Raw genomic sequence first — 14,764 nt, 5'->3', positions numbered from 1 at the left:
AATTATACTTTTTAAAAAGAAGAAGAAAAAGCGAAAGGTAGAAAAAGGTAATTTCACCTTTTCTAAAATAGTGATGAACATAGAACAATATTATCTCACATTGAGAAAGCACTTTCGGCATATCCCTGAAGGTGAAAGTTATCCCGTTCGAATTGATGACATAACGGAAATTTTAGACTGCACGCGTAGGAATACACAATTGGTTTTAAACAGGATGTCTGAACAAAATTGGATCCTCTGGCAACCCGGCCGTGGACGTGGAAATCCATCACAACTGACATTTAAACAACCGCTTCATGACTTTATTTTAGAAAAAGCAAAGCAGCTGGCATTAGAAAAGAAACTAGACGATGCATGGAAACTCATTAATGAAGAACACATTCAACTCGTTAAATTTGAATTCACCGAATGGCTGTATCGTCATCTAGGATTCCACTTAAACAATGAACAGGATGTCCTTCGTTTTCCTTTTTATCGTCCTGTACTAGACTTAGATCCCACCTTCGTTCATCGCCGCACGGAGGCTCATTGGGTGAAGCAAATTTTTAATACTCTCGTAACCTATGATTCAAAAACGAAACAAATTGTACCTGAGCTCGCGTACTTTTGGGAATCCAATGAGGATTATACCAGTTGGCGATTCTTTTTACGAAAAGGCATTCGCTTCCACCATGGTAAGTCTTTAACCTCAGAAGATATTGCCTTTACTTTTGAGCGCATTCTAAAAGAATCAAGCGATGATAATATAAAAATGATTCTAAAGGAAATAAAAATCATTGGAAGATATTCATTTGAATTGATTCTCCGCGAGTCAAATGTATTATTTATTCACTTCCTATGTTCCGAAAATTTTTCCATCGTCCCCTCTGATATGGATGAATGGAAATTTGGACATCCCTTTGCACGATTGCCCATTGGGACTGGACCTTTTCGAATGGAAGAAAATAATGAATCCATGTTAACCGTTACCGCTAATGAACATTATTTCGCTGGAAGACCCCATCTAGATCGAATCGAAATGTGGGTATGGCCGAATTATGAGGAAAGCCGGATGGTCCATCAGTTAGAAAAGGACGATATCTATTTCGGAGAATTTCCCGTTAACAAAGATTCACATACTCATATTCAAAAATGGGAGAAAGGCTGTACCTACCTTACCTTTCATTTAGGAAAAGAAGGGCCCCTTCAAGATGAACATCTACGTTCTGCCATTCATTTGGCGATAGATCGTAAAAAAATGTTAAAAGAGCTGAACATAAGTGGAATACCAGCTACCTGTTTTTTTCCAGAGCAAAGCCGGGTGAATTTTGCAAATGAAAGTAATATCGAAAAAGCAGTAAAGCTGTTAAAAAATTCATCCTATAACGGGGAGACCCTTTTCCTCTATACATACGAAATGCCGACGAATGAACGAAATGCTAAATGGATTCAGAATGAACTTAAAAAAATGGGTATCCAAATCGAAGTCGTTATCCTACCTATTAAGGATTTAACTCAACGAGACGTATTCATGAAAGCAGACCTTATTGTTGCTGGAGAGGTTCTTGGGGAACAGGAAGATATTTCAATCATCGAGATGTTTATGAATTCTAATGGGGTTATTCATAATCATTTAGGTGAAAAGCAAAGGCAATTCGTCAATGAACATATTTCATTATGTAAAAAAGAAACGGACCTTGCTATTCGCATGGAATACCTGAACAAAATTCAACAATCATTAAAAAATGATTTTAACTTACTTTACCTTTATCATGTTCAACAAACGGTAGTGCATAACCATTCCTTACAGGGAATGATGTTAAATTCTTGGGGAAAAGTAGACTATAAAAATATCTGGTTTAAACACTCAGATTAGGAGATGAAAATATGATTACATATAAAGAGCTGCACCACGTCAGCCTTACGGTTACAGACCTTGAACGAGCAAAGGAGTTTTATGGAAGAATATTATGCCTCGAGGAAATAGAAAGACCTAACTTTGATTTTCCTGGTGCGTGGTATGGCATTGGAAATCAACAGCTTCATCTTATTGTCCATCCATCGTCTCAGACCATTCGCCAAGAAAAATCTTTAAGCAGCAGAGAAGGTCACTTCGCTCTTAGAGTTGAGGATTACCATAAGGCTCTAAACTGGCTAAAGCAAAACGGTATAGAGGTTTTAGAAAAGCCGGATAGCAAAAGTGGTTTCGCCCAACTATTCTGTGCCGACCCCGATGGCAATTTGATTGAACTAAATGTGGATGCTAAAGATTTGTAATTAAAAGAAAGACAGACACCTTGGAATGTCTGCCTTATCTATTCGTTCTATTCATCGGAATCCCGCTGAACGACTTTCAATTCATTTCCGCCTTTGTTTTCAACAATATGCTTTAGTATCGATAACTTGTTACTCCAGAATTGTTCAAAATAAGACAACCAGTCTTTTAATTCTGTTAAAGATTCTGGTTGCAAACGATAACGTTTTTCTCGCCCTACCTTTCTTCCGCTCACTAATTGAGCTTCCGATAGAATTTGGAGATGCTTCGCTATCGCTGTCCGGCTCATTGGAAAATGAGCTGTAATCTCTGAAATCGGCAATTCCTTTTGCGAAAGTAATCGGAGAACCTCTCTACGAGTCGGATCAGCTATTGCTTGAAAAACATCATGTTTTTGAGCTGTTGCGGACACTTAGCTCTCCACAACCTTTTGAAGTTTTTGCATAATACCTGTCCAACCCTGAGACATTGTTTCACGAATAATAGCGCTTTTTTGGTTTGCTTTTGTAATCGTTTCTTCAGCTGATTTCCAACCGCCATGGATGAGCGTAAACTCTGTTTTATCACCTAACTCTTTTAAAATAAAGGATACAAACCAGCCATCCGTATCCCATTTAAAAGTAAGCTTATAAGGCTCATCAATTTCGGTCACTTTACATGGTGATGGGCCAAATGGTGATTGAATATGAAACTCATATCCCATTTCCAATTTGAAATCATTCGGCATGAACCAGGAAGATATTCCTTCTGCCGTTGATACCGTATTCCATACCTTTTGAATAGGAGCATCAAAAACAACGGTTTGCTTAATATCAGGTAGTGTAGCTTGATTTGTTTCCATAATCTTTTTACCTTCTTCCATCTAAATATAAAACCATTTGGTTTCACTTTTTACATTATATAAAACCATTTGGTTTCATGTCAAGGTTGACCATTCCCTTATTATTCACCCTGCTTTAGGGCTTTATCCTTGTTCTGGAATTCAATCAAACGTTTGATTAATAATAAAAACAGGCATCCTCCCCTTTGGAAGATGCCCTCATTTTTGATTATTCCGCTACTCTAATAACAATTTTTCCAAATTGCCTCGCTTCTTCAAGCTCTTGATACGCTTCTTTGATTTCTTCTAAACGGTACACTTTTCGAGAAAGAATTGGGTGTAGCTTCTGTACTGCATAAAACTCTAGGGCTTCTTCTAAGTCTTGTTGACTAACCATTTCTGTTTCAACCAGATTTACTTTCTCTAATTTTTTTCCATCCAGCGGTCCAGTTGTAGAACCAAATGAAAGTAAACGTCCATTTTCAGAAAGCGATTGGATGCTGCTTTCAATGGAATCCTTCCCACTGCTGTCAATGACAACATCCACCCCTTTACCAGATGTAAATTCCAATACTTTTTCAGCAATGTTCTCTGTTTTATAGTTAAAGCCCGCAATTGCACCCATTTCAATTGCACGCGTGATTTTATCATCCGAACCAGATGTCACGATCACCTTCACACCTTTTGCTAATGCAAGCTGTAGGATAAATAAGGCTACCCCTCCGCCAATTCCTTGCAATAAAAGAGTTTCCCCTTGCTTTAATTTACCTTGAGTAACCACATTTCCCCAAGCGGTACTTAACGCAAGTGGAGTTGCTGCCGCTTCTTCAAACGTTAGGTATTCTGGTTTTCTTAAAATGGCACCAGCTGAAATGCTTACATATTCAGCAAACGTTCCATTCTCCGGACCCCCTAGGAACCTTTCATTCACCATGTCATACGGATTCAATATGACTTCCTCTCCAACAGACCAGCCTTCTACTCCAGGTCCTAATTCCGCAATCACACCAGCACCGTCTCCACCAGCGATTAGTTGATTACCAAGACTCTGCACATAAGACCAGCGACCGCTATTTACATAAATATCACGGTGGTTTAACGCCGCGGTTTTGATTTTCACCAATACTTCCCCTGCATCAAGACTCGGCATAGGTACTTCCTCTAATTTTAATGACTTTTCTATATTTGGATTGACTGTAACAGCTAACATTTTATCTCTCCCCTTATTGTGATTTATTTTTATTATAAAACGACACTTTCTTTTAACTGTCCACCCTCGTAATCCTCCAGCGGATGAAACTTCAGCGTTGGCAACTTTTCAAGAACCCTCATTCGTTCTTTTACCTGCACTAAAAATTCCTTACGTTCATCCTCACTAACCCCAGACGGAACAATAAATGGCTCGATGACCTCCATGCCGGAAAAATATAAAATTTCATGTTGGAAGTTAAACAAACGTTCATCCATTTTCCCTTTTAAACCATTCGGTCCGTAGCTTCCCAAATGTCGCCCGCCAGTAGTAAAGGATAACATCGCCTTCTTCCCCTTCAAGTTGCCATGATTGTAAAGTCCAGGTCCGTAAGCAAAACCAGCTGCAAATACACGATCAAACCAGCCTTTTAAAATGGCTGGCGATGAGGTCCACCACATTGGAAATTGAAAAATAATAAAATCAGCCCAACTTACTTTTTCCCGTTCTATTCGTAAATCCTCTGGAACTTCTTCTAGATTTTTCGGCACGACTGTATCACTCAATTGGGCAACAGGGTTAAAGTTCATTCCATATAAATCAGAAACTTTTGCTGACACTCCCCTTTCAACCAATGCTTCTACAGCTGCATTCTTTAGGGCTGCATTATAGGATGTCGGAGACGGATGAGCATATACCATTAAAACGTTCATTGCATTTTCCTCCATTTGTAAAAACGAATTATTTATATTGTTCTATTTTTATAGAACAACTAGATAAGTTCATTATAATGTACAGAATTAAAATTGCAACTATTTCCCACATTTAATATTTTTTTCTATTATGGTAGACTGATTATAAGAGGTGAAACAAATGGGATATAGAGTGGTTTTTGAGTTTTCACCGTTGTACGAATTGGTGAATAGCCTTGAATTATTTCTTTCAAAAAAATCTATAAAAAACGTAGACCTTGGAACCGATTGGGTTAAGCAGGTCCAAGAAAATTTGGATGCTCATCATATTGACTTCGGAAACCCTAAGGACATTCCTTGTTTTAGTTATTTATATTTGTTGGTTTGGCAATCTCCAGAAAAAGAAAATATAGATGTCTTTTTAAATTGGCTCCGCTCTCTACAACCAGGTGATTTGTATGAAAAATTGTTTTCATATGTATCGGAATCTTTACCAACTGATTTAACAGTTATTCGGGATCAATATGTTCATCTGCTTCATATTTGGAATGAGCAATATTTTTCAAAAATGGATACTGAAATACTAGACTTATTAAGAGAGTCTTTTCTTGAGTGGGAAGGTAAGCCGATGGAGGAGGATCCTATTTCATTTGTAGAAAAAGCTTCCGGCGGATTAAAAATCGAGGCATATGAAGGATTACAGCAGGTTATTCTCATTCCCTCATACCATATGAACCCGCTTATCAGAATTAATAAATTTAAGAACATTGCTCAAATTTTATTTCCGGTTGACCGACCAGAAATGGATCCCTATCAACCTTCTAAAAAATTAGTAAGACTTACAAAAGCTTTAGCGGATGAAAACCGTCTTCGAATATTGAAGCTTTTATCAGAGGGTCCCAAAACGTTCTCGGAAATTTTAAAGCATTTTGACGTTTCGAAAAGTACCGTCCATCATCATGTTATGCTGTTACGTACAGCTGGACTTGTCACAGCCTATCACACGGACGAGTTTTGCAGCGAATTCTTTATTTATCGACCAATCGGTATGACTGAACTAACTGAACAATTTAATCATTATATAAAAAAATAAGCTGCCCCACGGCAGCTTATTTTAATGTCTATAAGAAGCTTTTTGACGTTTGATGATCAGTTCCTCTATTGTTCCAGAACCGAGCAAAACCCCCGTAATAATAAACAATAGCCCTAACAGATGATGCTGAGTAATTTTTTCCCCTAACATGACAGCTGAAGCTACCATGGAGAAAAAGGTATTTAAGTTTAGAAAAATGGAAGCCTCCGCCGCTCCAATTTTACTAATCGAATGATTGTAAATCATATGACCTAAGGCGGTTGCCACTATGGCAGAGAAAAAAAACGCTACCCAGATACCTATCGGCAGTTTCCACATCCCTTCAAGAGCACCAGGTTCCTTTACAAGACTAATCGAAAATAAAATCAGCGAACCAAACACTAACATATAACCTGTTAATAAACGCGGATCCAATGTTTTGGCCGCTTTACTTATAATGATGAAACTTAAAGCTTGGGCAAGAATGGATATAAACACAAATAAGTCACCGATGGACAACCCCGATAATCCTTTTCCGCCTGATAATACGGTGAGAAAAACCCCAATACTACCAAGAAGAAAACCAGTAGCCCGAACCATTGTTGGTTTTCTTTTAAGAAAAACAGAAGATAGAATCGCGGTTAACAGCGGACCAGCTCCTAGTATAAGTCCACCATTTGTTGCTGTTGTTTGAGTTAATCCTACAGACAAAAAATAATGATGACTGACCACATTTAATAATCCGCCAAAGATAATGTACTTAAGTTTATTTATCGTTGGCTTTCGGACTTTCTTCATAAAAGAAAGTACGATCAGCACGAATATACCCGCTGTAAAAACCCTCAGTGAGGTAATCGTAACTGGTTTCACATGACTAACCAAAATCTTCAATATGGAAACATTAAAGCCCCAAGCAAACATAACCCCGACTAAGACGAGATATATTCGCGTATTTTTCATAGTAGGACCTCTTCTCTAGTGGAATTGAATTTTATCATTATATCAGACTTTGAAATAAATAGACCTACTTTATTCGCTTCCCTAAATATGATGCAAATTTAGGCTCCTTTTACTGCCCTTTTTTCGTAAAATCATAATCCAATAGATTCTCCCTTTCATATGGTAAAAAGGCAAAAAATCTTGCCATTTTAGATTTAATACGGAGGTCATCACCATGTCAAATCAACTTCGCCAAGCTGTTGAAAAGGCAAGAGAATATTACATTGAAAAGCTAATAGAAGCTGGTGTCTATAAGCATTCGGAGCAGCAACTTTATGAACTCACCTTAAGTGAAATGAAACAGCTTTATAAAAAATATAGAGCAGTTAAGTAAATTCCAATACCACACGTTAGGTTTTCTAACATATAATGTTACTAACACAAAACAAAGGTGTGGTGAACATGGTATGGAAAATAATTATAAAGAAAAGAAAGTGATTACCATAGGTATTGTACGAGAACTAACAGGCCTTTCTGAAAGACAGATTCGATACTACGAAGAAAGAAAACTACTGTTTCCAGAACGTACAGCAGGTGGCAGCAGAAGGTATTCTTTTTCAGATGTTGAGTTGCTTATGGAAATCGCTAATAAAATTGAAGATGGAGTCCAAACTTATGAAATCAGACAAGAAATGGTTCGCAAACAAAAGGCAATCAATGAAAAAGAAATCCGCAATAAAATGATACAAGGACAGCTTAACGCCCAATTTGGCTTCAGAAAACCTTAACTCCCCCAATTAACCTTCCAGTCTCTTACTCAATAAAAATGATGTTAGATATCCTTACAGTTTTATAGATAACACTCCTTTCAGATGAGAAAATACAAATTATATTCATAATCTGGAAGGGGCGAATGTTAAATGGATACTTTATTTTTAATGAACAGCCTGTGGGTAATGGTAGCTGCTGTTCTTGTAATTTTAATGATCGGAGGATTTATTCTTCTGGAAACTGGTTCAACCCGAATGAAAAATGCTGGGCATATTGCTGGTAAAACCATTCTTACTTTTGGTATCTCCTCCATTGTTTTTTGGGCTGTAGGATACGGCCTCATTTTCGGGAAGGGTAATGCTTTAATTGGCTTCTCTGATTTCTTTTATTCTGGATATGATATGGAGGGGCTTAATCTCTCCGGTTCCGTCTTCTTTTTATTTCAGCTAGCCTTTGCAGGAATTTCCTTAACGATTGCTTTTGGAGGTTTTGCAGAACGAGCTAAATTATCTGCCTATCTTGCCTTCGCCTTATTCTTTTCTGTACTGGTTTATCCCCCAATTGCCCATTGGATTTGGGGAGGGGGTTGGTTAGCTGAACACGGTAAACAAGATTTTGCCGGCTCCACGGTTGTTCATTTAACCGGTGCAATGGCTGCGCTTGCTGCTACGATTCTATTAAAACCTCGAATTGGTAAATTCAATAAAGATGGCTCATCCAATAATCTCGAAGGACATAATCAAGTATTTACGGCGCTAAGTGTACTGTTATTATGGGTGGGGTGGTTTGGCTTTAATGCCGGCAGTACCATTTCCGTTGATGGTGCCTTCTTTGGATTTGTTGCCCTTAACACAAACCTCGCTGCTGCCGCTGGAACTATTGCCGCCTTATTCATTTCCTGGATCGTAGTCGGTAAAGCCGATGTCCCTATGATGTTAAATGGAGCTCTTGCTGGGCTTGTTGCTATTACCGCTTCTTGCGCTTTTGTTCATACATGGGCAGCCGTCGTCATTGGCTTTATTGCGGGTATTCTCGTCTTCTACAGTATTCGCTTTTTTGAAAGTAAAAAAATAGACGATCCCATTTTCGCCTTATCGGTTCATGGTACAGCAGGGATCTGGGGAACATTATCAACTGGCTTCTTCGCCACTAAAGAGTTAGCAACAGTTGGAAAACCAGGCTTATTCTATGGTGGTGGATGGGAGCAATTAGAGGTCCAGGCAATAGGTATTTTCACTTGTGCAGCCTACGCTTTTGTTGTGGCATTCGTTATTCTAACCGTCATGAAAAAGGTGATGAATGGATTACGTGTCACAGAAGAAGAAGAGATGATGGGCTTAGATATGAGTGAACACGGAAGCTATGGTTATCCTGAGTTAGTAAAATCTGAACCGAAAGGACAAGTGATTCATACAACTCACCATACAACACAGACCAGTTAAAAATAAAAGGGATGTTCTTTTCAAATGAACATCCCTTTTGATATGAGATTAAACTCCCGGAAACCATCCTGGAGAGTTCACTATAGCCTGCCATAAAGGATCCGGAACAACAAGTCGATCCTGTGCATTTTTATCAATTTTTGTTTCGATTTCGTTCTCTTTGCCGCTTTCCACTTTTTGAACCCAATCTGGATCAATAATTAATTCCCGCCCTAATGCCAATAATGGAAGACCTGTCTGTATAGCTCTTCCCGCATCTTCAGCACTGTAAATAGAACCAACACCTATCACAGGAACCTTATCGCCCACACGTTCATGAATGATTTCTAATCGAGTTCGAGAATCTTCTACTCCTCTTCTTGGCTTTGCCCAGAAATCCGTTTGCGAGACATGTAGATAGTCTAAATTTTTATCAGCTAAGGCATCGATTAATACTAATGTATCAGCCATTGTAATACCTGGGGTTTCAGGCTCCTCTGGTGAAAAGCGATAGCCAACTATAAATGGTTCTTTCGCATGCTCATTAACCACTTTCTGAACTTCATCCACTACAGCAAGTGGAAAGGATAATCTTTTTTCAATACTTCCACCCCAACGATCTTCACGACGGTTGGAATGTGGAGAGAAAAATTGTTGAATTAAGTATCCGTTTGCACCATGAATTTCTACGCCATCATAACCTGCCTCAATCGCACGGCGTGTCGCTTCGCCAAAATCACGAATAATCGATTGTACCTCTTCATCGGATAGTTCCCTTGGAACATTTGAACCACTTCGTTCCGATTGGACCGCACTTGCACTAACTACATCTCCATTCACTAAGTCTGACGGGCATTCACGACCACCGTGAAAGATTTGCAGAATCGCTTTTGCCCCTTGCTCCTTGATGGCGGAAGCGAGTCTTTTAAGACTGGGAATCATTTCATCACTATTTCCAGCGAATTCACCTTGAAACCCTTTACCATTAGCTGTCACAAACGTACAAGCTGTAATCACCATACTTACTCCGCTAGATCGCCGAGCATAGTAAGCTACCTCTGAATCAGAGACGGTCCCATCAGGATTTGAGGAAAAATTCGTCATCGGTGCCATGATAATACGATTTTTTAAACTTACACCATTTCGGAATGAAAATGGCTCAAAAAGTAGTTTGTATGTAGGATTCATGTTGTAAGCCTCCAGTTGTTTTTATTGTTTCGAAGCTATTTCATAACGTACTAATGTTGGTGGTTCCGCTAACATAGAACCTGTTGCTTCTTTAAATGCTTTATAATGTTCAGTAGAAAAATGATGTTCAAGTGCAGCAGCATCCTTCCATTCCTCGACCATCACAAAGCTATTTGGCTCAAGGGTGTCCTCATAAAGATGATAGCTGTTGCAACCCGCTTCCGCCTTTGAACCCTTCATCACTTCACGAGCATGTTCCAGATATACCTCGCATTGTGTTGGGTCCACCTTAATATAGGCATGTAAAACTAACATTTGCATTTCCTCCTTTAAACAACTGTTCTATTTTTCCCTATTTGTTTAAAAATATCTCGAATTAACGGTAAATCACTCTAACAAAAATTACAAATAAACTGCCTTCTGTATTGCCAAAAATATAAATTTTCCGATAATCTAAAGGAAAGAAGAAAGAATGGATGGTACAACCAATATGGATCAAACCGATTTAAAAATACTAGAGGAATTACAAGCCAACGGAAGAATGACGATGACCGAATTGGGTAAAAAAGTGGCCCTGACTGCCCCTGCTGCAGCGGAGCGGGTACGAAAGCTTGAAGAAAGAGGGATTATTCAACAATACTCCGTGGTCATCAATCCTGAAAAAGTCAATAAACCCATTTCCGCGTTTATATTATTTGATACCGAACGTTGTGAGCAGTTTGTAGAATTTTGTAAAAATCATCCCGAAGTTGTTGAATGCAACAGACTAGCTGGGCAATACAGCTATTTAGTTAAAATTGTTACTTCATCTGTTTCTCAGTTGGAATTGTTTATAAATAATACAATGAAGTACGGAAAATCAACCACTTTGATTGTGTTGTCTTCACCAATACAATCTGGTCCAATACGGTTTGGGGATGAGGGTTCGAGCATATCCTTCTGAAAGTCGAGCATATTTTTTTAAACTCGAGCATTTCCCTTTGAAAGTCGAGCATATTTTTTCAAACTCGAGCATTTCCCTTTGAAGGTCGAACATATTTTTTTAAACTCAAGCATTTCACTTCGAAAGTCGAGCATATTTTTTTAAACTCGAGCATTTCCCTATGAAAGTCGAGCATATTTTTTCAAACTCGAGCATTTCTCTCTGAAAGTCGAGCATATATTTTTTAACTCGAGCATTTCCCTTGGTTAGTCGAGCATATACTCCAAATACTTCTCATGATACAAAGTATTTTAGCTATTTTTTTCAAAAAACCTTACTTTTCTCGTAAAAAATCTCTAAAAAATGTGCATTTATCCTAAAAAACACAAATAAAACGTTCCAAAATCTGAATGTTAGTTACCAAAGGGATTCTCTCCCAAAGGTACCTAACATTTTTTCATTTAGCTCCTCATGCCGATCTTTCAAAATAGACTTTTCCCATAGGATAGCTTATTGTACTTTATACGAACTAATCAATAAGGAAGGTTATTCTACATGAACCCACGTGTTGTCTTTCGAATCCTAATCTTTTTTATTATTTACACAGCACTGACATTCTATATTGGATGGAATCTTTGGGCTTGGTTACATGCCGCCTTAGGCCTGGAGGATAAATGGGTGCTGGGAATCATCCTAATACTACTTTCTTATTCTTACTTAATCGGCCGTTTCCACCATTCCTTTACGATTTTCAAAATCATAGGTGCCTACTGGTTTGGCATTCTTCAGTACGCTGTTTTAATCTTACCTGTTGCAAACTTAATGGTTTTCATTCTCACTCTTTTAGGTTTTTCACCTGAAACTGTTATAGCTGCAACAGGCACAATCGTTATCATTACCTTTATCGGTCTCTTACTATACGGAACATTCAATGCTTATAGCCCAATCATCCGTACCTATACGTTGGAAATACCGAAGCTAGTTAGCAACAGAACCCAATTACGAATTGCTATGGCTTCTGATATGCATTTTGGCAATTTATCCGGCTTAGCACATTCTCGTCGTCTTGTAAAAAACATAAACGATATGAAACCCGATTTAATCTTATTACCAGGTGACATCATTGATGATGACCCAAAACCATTTATTCAGAAAAAAATGGGGGATGTATTGAAGGATTTATCAGCTCCATTAGGTATATATGGGGTTCTCGGAAATCATGAATACTATGGTCGAGCGATACCTGAATTTATCGCAGAAATGAATCGCATTGGCATAAAAATTTTACAAGATGAGATTGTCAAAATCGATGAATCCTTTTTCCTTGTGGGACGCAAAGATAAAACGGACCATAAACGTCAATCCATTGAAGGGCTTGTCAAAGGTCTCGATCATACTTATCCCATTATCATGATGGACCATCAACCGGCTGAGATTAAACAGGCGGTTCAAAACGGAATGGATCTTTTATTATCCGGACATACACATCGAGGTCAAATGGCACCTAATCATCTGATCACCAGACGAATATTTGACCTTGATTGGGGCCACCAACAATTTAATCAACTTCATGCGATTGTTTCGTCAGGGTTTGGTTTCTGGGGGCCACCACTTCGAATTGGCAGCCGCTCAGAAATCATTCAAATCGATGTTAGTTTTACAAAAAATATTTAAATCCCATATAAAAGTGAGAGCTAATCCACTAAGGAATAGCTCTTTCTTCTATGAAGATTATTGGCCTAATGTAACGGTACTCTTCTCAACTTTCTCCTCCATTACTTTAGAAATAACCGGTAGAACTAAAAGAGCCGCAAGAGCACAAAAAATGCCAATCGCCAAAAAGCTGTATTCAACAAGTAAATACGAAGCCGTTCCTGAAGCAAATGTCATTCCTAAATACATAGCCGAACTATTTAATGACATGACCGTTCCTCTTGTTTTAGGATTCAAATCCGCTATTAAGGAAGTTAAAGATGCCTGCCCAAACCCAATTGCTGCACTCCACAGTATATGAACTACAACTGCCAAAAGGAAATATTGCGTCATCCATGAAAAAAGGAATACAAATAGAGCAGCTGAAAAACTCGCAATATAAATTACCTTTTTCAAACCCACTTTATCGGACCATCTTCCTCCCATGATATTTCCTACTACACTTGCAAAACCAGCAAGGAAAATGACGATTCCTAATTGATCTAACTCCAAATGAAAGTTTTGCTGGTAAAAGACCCCTATATAAGAGAACATTCCATGAAGTCCAATTGTCCATAAAAATGTAGCCAATAGCGCAAACAAAACAGAAACATTAGTAAATACCCTTTTGAACTGACCTAAATAGGCTTTAACTGGTGAAATTTGAGTCTTCATTTGTGGTGAGTTTTTTGGTAAGCCTATGATATTCAGTCCAAATATAATAATAGAAAATAAACCGATGATAAGAAATGTCCATTGCCAAGAGGTCACGTTTGCAATAAATGCTCCAATTGGTACTCCTAAAACGGTCGAGCCAATCATTGAACCCATGACTATTCCCATTGCCCTCCCTTTCTTTTCCGGAGCAATGGTATCTCCGATGAATGCAAAGATACTAGGAATCACCATTGCTCCAGATAATCCAGTAAGGGCTCTAAACACTAAAATAATAGGAAACTGAGTTGTCATTCCGGTAAAAAATGTGCCGACTGAAAAAATAAACATGCCCACTGTAATCATCTTTTTTCGTCCAATTCTATCGGAAATTGGACCAAACAAAGGTGCCGAAACCCCATAAAACAACGCATAAACGGTAATTAATAAACCGCCTAGTTCCAATGGAGCTTTGCTAGATTGCAAAATTTGCGGAATCAAAGGTGAAACCACGAGAGAGTCAAGTCCGATAAAAAAAGCGGTTAACCCCAATAAGAATAATAAACCTTTCTCATTTCTTTTCATTTTCATTCTCCTTTTTAAATTACTTCATATATGAAGTATTTATCGATGCTTTTTTTATTTCATATGTGAAATATACACTTAAAATAGAAGCCTAATTAACTTAGGCTTTTTTCTAGCTTTAACATCATTCCCAAAAGACTTTCCTGTTCTTCATTACTAAGCACTTTGAAATTAGACTCCAGAAAGGATTGGTATAAACTAGTCAAAGAGGCTCGCAACTCCTCACCTTTTGGCGTTAAATAAACTAAGGTTTGACGTTGATCATCGGGATTCTTAGTTGTTTGCACTAATTCGTCACGGACCATACGATTAATCAGTGTAGTCATATTACTTGGAACACAACCAACTAATGTATAAAGTTTGGTCATTGTCATCGGTTCCCCACTCTGCAAAGTAGTTAAAACCCCAAATTGTACAGGAGTAATCTCTTTTTCTTCGAGACATTGACTAAAGTGCTTTTGGGAAAGATTATTAACATCTCTAATTTTTAAGTAAAGAAGACGAAGTGTTTCGAGTTGCATAACTTTTTTGCCCTCCACCAAATATTTCACATATGAAATATATC

At 38.1% G+C, this 14,764-nt stretch carries 17 protein-coding genes; 8 read left to right on the top strand and 9 right to left on the bottom strand.

Annotation, left to right across the window (positions count from 1 at the left end):
• The first annotated feature begins 73 nt into the window (after positions 1 to 73).
• Together ACSBPO_RS02250 and ACSBPO_RS02245 are read left to right on the top strand one after the other, a co-directional pair.
• Complete coding sequence (locus ACSBPO_RS02250; RefSeq protein ID WP_442598361.1) at positions 74 to 1,855, top strand: ABC transporter substrate-binding protein; 1,782 nt, start codon at positions 74 to 76, stop codon at positions 1,853 to 1,855.
• 11 nt (positions 1,856 to 1,866) lie between these two features.
• The gene (locus ACSBPO_RS02245; RefSeq protein WP_442598359.1) at positions 1,867 to 2,256 is read left to right on the top strand and encodes a VOC family protein; all 390 of its coding nucleotides are present in this window, start codon (positions 1,867 to 1,869) and stop codon (positions 2,254 to 2,256) included.
• Between the two features lie 47 nt (positions 2,257 to 2,303).
• Here ACSBPO_RS02245 and ACSBPO_RS02240 read toward each other — a convergent pair whose 3' ends face one another.
• The 4 genes from ACSBPO_RS02240 to ACSBPO_RS02225 form a co-directional block, all read right to left on the bottom strand.
• Positions 2,304 to 2,666, bottom strand: coding sequence for an ArsR/SmtB family transcription factor (locus ACSBPO_RS02240; RefSeq protein WP_442598357.1), 363 nt, complete (start codon positions 2,664 to 2,666; stop codon positions 2,304 to 2,306).
• Entirely contained in the window at positions 2,667 to 3,095 is a 429-nt protein-coding gene (locus ACSBPO_RS02235; RefSeq protein ID WP_442598355.1) for an SRPBCC family protein, read from the bottom strand. It lies immediately after the preceding gene.
• Between the two features lie 208 nt (positions 3,096 to 3,303).
• The gene (locus tag ACSBPO_RS02230; RefSeq protein WP_442598354.1) at positions 3,304 to 4,284 is read right to left on the bottom strand and encodes a quinone oxidoreductase family protein; all 981 of its coding nucleotides are present in this window, start codon (positions 4,282 to 4,284) and stop codon (positions 3,304 to 3,306) included.
• Between the two features lie 32 nt (positions 4,285 to 4,316).
• Positions 4,317 to 4,976, bottom strand: coding sequence for an NAD(P)H-dependent oxidoreductase (locus ACSBPO_RS02225; RefSeq protein WP_442598352.1), 660 nt, complete (start codon positions 4,974 to 4,976; stop codon positions 4,317 to 4,319).
• Positions 4,977 to 5,136: 160 nt separating this feature from the next.
• Here ACSBPO_RS02225 and ACSBPO_RS02220 point away from each other — a divergent pair, with 160 nt between their 5' ends.
• On the top strand, positions 5,137 to 6,048 hold the full coding sequence (locus tag ACSBPO_RS02220) for an ArsR/SmtB family transcription factor (RefSeq protein ID WP_442598350.1): 912 nt from the start codon (positions 5,137 to 5,139) through the stop codon (positions 6,046 to 6,048).
• 21 nt (positions 6,049 to 6,069) lie between these two features.
• Here ACSBPO_RS02220 and ACSBPO_RS02215 read toward each other — a convergent pair whose 3' ends face one another.
• Complete coding sequence (locus tag ACSBPO_RS02215; RefSeq protein ID WP_442598348.1) at positions 6,070 to 6,987, bottom strand: DMT family transporter; 918 nt, start codon at positions 6,985 to 6,987, stop codon at positions 6,070 to 6,072.
• 214 nt (positions 6,988 to 7,201) lie between these two features.
• Here ACSBPO_RS02215 and ACSBPO_RS02210 point away from each other — a divergent pair, with 214 nt between their 5' ends.
• The 3 genes from ACSBPO_RS02210 (at position 7,202) to ACSBPO_RS02200 (ending at position 9,179) form a co-directional block, all read left to right on the top strand.
• A complete protein-coding gene (locus tag ACSBPO_RS02210; RefSeq protein ID WP_442598346.1) occupies positions 7,202 to 7,360 on the top strand; it encodes a Fur-regulated basic protein FbpA in 159 nt (52 codons plus the stop codon).
• A gap of 73 nt (positions 7,361 to 7,433) precedes the next feature.
• The gene (locus tag ACSBPO_RS02205) at positions 7,434 to 7,754 is read left to right on the top strand and encodes a MerR family transcriptional regulator (RefSeq protein ID WP_442598344.1); all 321 of its coding nucleotides are present in this window, start codon (positions 7,434 to 7,436) and stop codon (positions 7,752 to 7,754) included.
• Positions 7,755 to 7,886: 132 nt separating this feature from the next.
• Positions 7,887 to 9,179, top strand: coding sequence for an ammonium transporter (locus tag ACSBPO_RS02200; protein WP_442598342.1), 1,293 nt, complete (start codon positions 7,887 to 7,889; stop codon positions 9,177 to 9,179).
• 48 nt (positions 9,180 to 9,227) lie between these two features.
• Here ACSBPO_RS02200 and ACSBPO_RS02195 read toward each other — a convergent pair whose 3' ends face one another.
• Together ACSBPO_RS02195 and ACSBPO_RS02190 are read right to left on the bottom strand one after the other, a co-directional pair.
• Positions 9,228 to 10,346: an NADH-dependent flavin oxidoreductase gene (locus tag ACSBPO_RS02195; RefSeq protein WP_442598340.1), complete on the bottom strand. Its 1,119-nt coding sequence runs from the start codon at positions 10,344 to 10,346 to the stop codon at positions 9,228 to 9,230.
• A gap of 21 nt (positions 10,347 to 10,367) precedes the next feature.
• The gene (locus ACSBPO_RS02190; RefSeq protein WP_442598338.1) at positions 10,368 to 10,661 is read right to left on the bottom strand and encodes a putative quinol monooxygenase; all 294 of its coding nucleotides are present in this window, start codon (positions 10,659 to 10,661) and stop codon (positions 10,368 to 10,370) included.
• A gap of 175 nt (positions 10,662 to 10,836) precedes the next feature.
• Here ACSBPO_RS02190 and ACSBPO_RS02185 point away from each other — a divergent pair, with 175 nt between their 5' ends.
• On the top strand, positions 10,837 to 11,289 hold the full coding sequence (locus ACSBPO_RS02185) for an Lrp/AsnC family transcriptional regulator (protein WP_442600294.1): 453 nt from the start codon (positions 10,837 to 10,839) through the stop codon (positions 11,287 to 11,289).
• 534 nt (positions 11,290 to 11,823) lie between these two features.
• The gene (locus tag ACSBPO_RS02180) at positions 11,824 to 12,942 is read left to right on the top strand and encodes a metallophosphoesterase (RefSeq protein ID WP_442598336.1); all 1,119 of its coding nucleotides are present in this window, start codon (positions 11,824 to 11,826) and stop codon (positions 12,940 to 12,942) included.
• A gap of 57 nt (positions 12,943 to 12,999) precedes the next feature.
• Here ACSBPO_RS02180 and ACSBPO_RS02175 read toward each other — a convergent pair whose 3' ends face one another.
• Together ACSBPO_RS02175 and ACSBPO_RS02170 are read right to left on the bottom strand one after the other, a co-directional pair.
• Entirely contained in the window at positions 13,000 to 14,199 is a 1,200-nt protein-coding gene (locus tag ACSBPO_RS02175; RefSeq protein WP_442598334.1) for an MFS transporter, read from the bottom strand.
• A 95-nt stretch (positions 14,200 to 14,294) separates the two neighbouring features.
• Positions 14,295 to 14,720: a MarR family winged helix-turn-helix transcriptional regulator gene (locus tag ACSBPO_RS02170; protein ID WP_442598332.1), complete on the bottom strand. Its 426-nt coding sequence runs from the start codon at positions 14,718 to 14,720 to the stop codon at positions 14,295 to 14,297.
• Between the last annotated feature and the right edge of the window lie 44 nt (positions 14,721 to 14,764).

The organism is Neobacillus sp. D3-1R, from assembly GCF_052180215.1.
Taxonomy (GTDB): domain Bacteria; phylum Bacillota; class Bacilli; order Bacillales; family Cytobacillaceae; genus Pseudoneobacillus.
The sequence above is the reverse complement of the archived record's forward strand: the minus strand, read 5'-3'. Positions and strand labels throughout refer to the sequence as shown.

Excerpts from the sequence above, each read along its gene's own strand:
- ACSBPO_RS02215 (WP_442598348.1), bottom strand. The coding sequence starts at position 6,987 with ATGAAAAATACGCGAATATATCTCGTCTTAGTCGGGGTTATGTTTGCT.
- ACSBPO_RS02170 (WP_442598332.1), bottom strand. The coding sequence starts at position 14,720 with ATGCAACTCGAAACACTTCGTCTTCTTTACTTAAAAATTAGAGATGTT.
- ACSBPO_RS02250 (WP_442598361.1), top strand. The coding sequence starts at position 74 with ATGAACATAGAACAATATTATCTCACATTGAGAAAGCACTTTCGGCAT.
- ACSBPO_RS02245 (WP_442598359.1), top strand. The coding sequence starts at position 1,867 with ATGATTACATATAAAGAGCTGCACCACGTCAGCCTTACGGTTACAGAC.
- ACSBPO_RS02225 (WP_442598352.1), bottom strand. The coding sequence starts at position 4,976 with ATGAACGTTTTAATGGTATATGCTCATCCGTCTCCGACATCCTATAAT.
- ACSBPO_RS02205 (WP_442598344.1), top strand. The coding sequence starts at position 7,434 with ATGGAAAATAATTATAAAGAAAAGAAAGTGATTACCATAGGTATTGTA.
- ACSBPO_RS02175 (WP_442598334.1), bottom strand. The coding sequence starts at position 14,199 with ATGAAAAGAAATGAGAAAGGTTTATTATTCTTATTGGGGTTAACCGCT.
- ACSBPO_RS02185 (WP_442600294.1), top strand. The coding sequence starts at position 10,837 with ATGGATCAAACCGATTTAAAAATACTAGAGGAATTACAAGCCAACGGA.
- ACSBPO_RS02220 (WP_442598350.1), top strand. The coding sequence starts at position 5,137 with ATGGGATATAGAGTGGTTTTTGAGTTTTCACCGTTGTACGAATTGGTG.
- ACSBPO_RS02230 (WP_442598354.1), bottom strand. The coding sequence starts at position 4,284 with ATGTTAGCTGTTACAGTCAATCCAAATATAGAAAAGTCATTAAAATTA.
- ACSBPO_RS02190 (WP_442598338.1), bottom strand. The coding sequence starts at position 10,661 with ATGTTAGTTTTACATGCCTATATTAAGGTGGACCCAACACAATGCGAG.
- ACSBPO_RS02235 (WP_442598355.1), bottom strand. The coding sequence starts at position 3,095 with ATGGAAACAAATCAAGCTACACTACCTGATATTAAGCAAACCGTTGTT.
- ACSBPO_RS02180 (WP_442598336.1), top strand. The coding sequence starts at position 11,824 with ATGAACCCACGTGTTGTCTTTCGAATCCTAATCTTTTTTATTATTTAC.
- ACSBPO_RS02200 (WP_442598342.1), top strand. The coding sequence starts at position 7,887 with ATGGATACTTTATTTTTAATGAACAGCCTGTGGGTAATGGTAGCTGCT.
- ACSBPO_RS02210 (WP_442598346.1), top strand. The coding sequence starts at position 7,202 with ATGTCAAATCAACTTCGCCAAGCTGTTGAAAAGGCAAGAGAATATTAC.
- ACSBPO_RS02195 (WP_442598340.1), bottom strand. The coding sequence starts at position 10,346 with ATGAATCCTACATACAAACTACTTTTTGAGCCATTTTCATTCCGAAAT.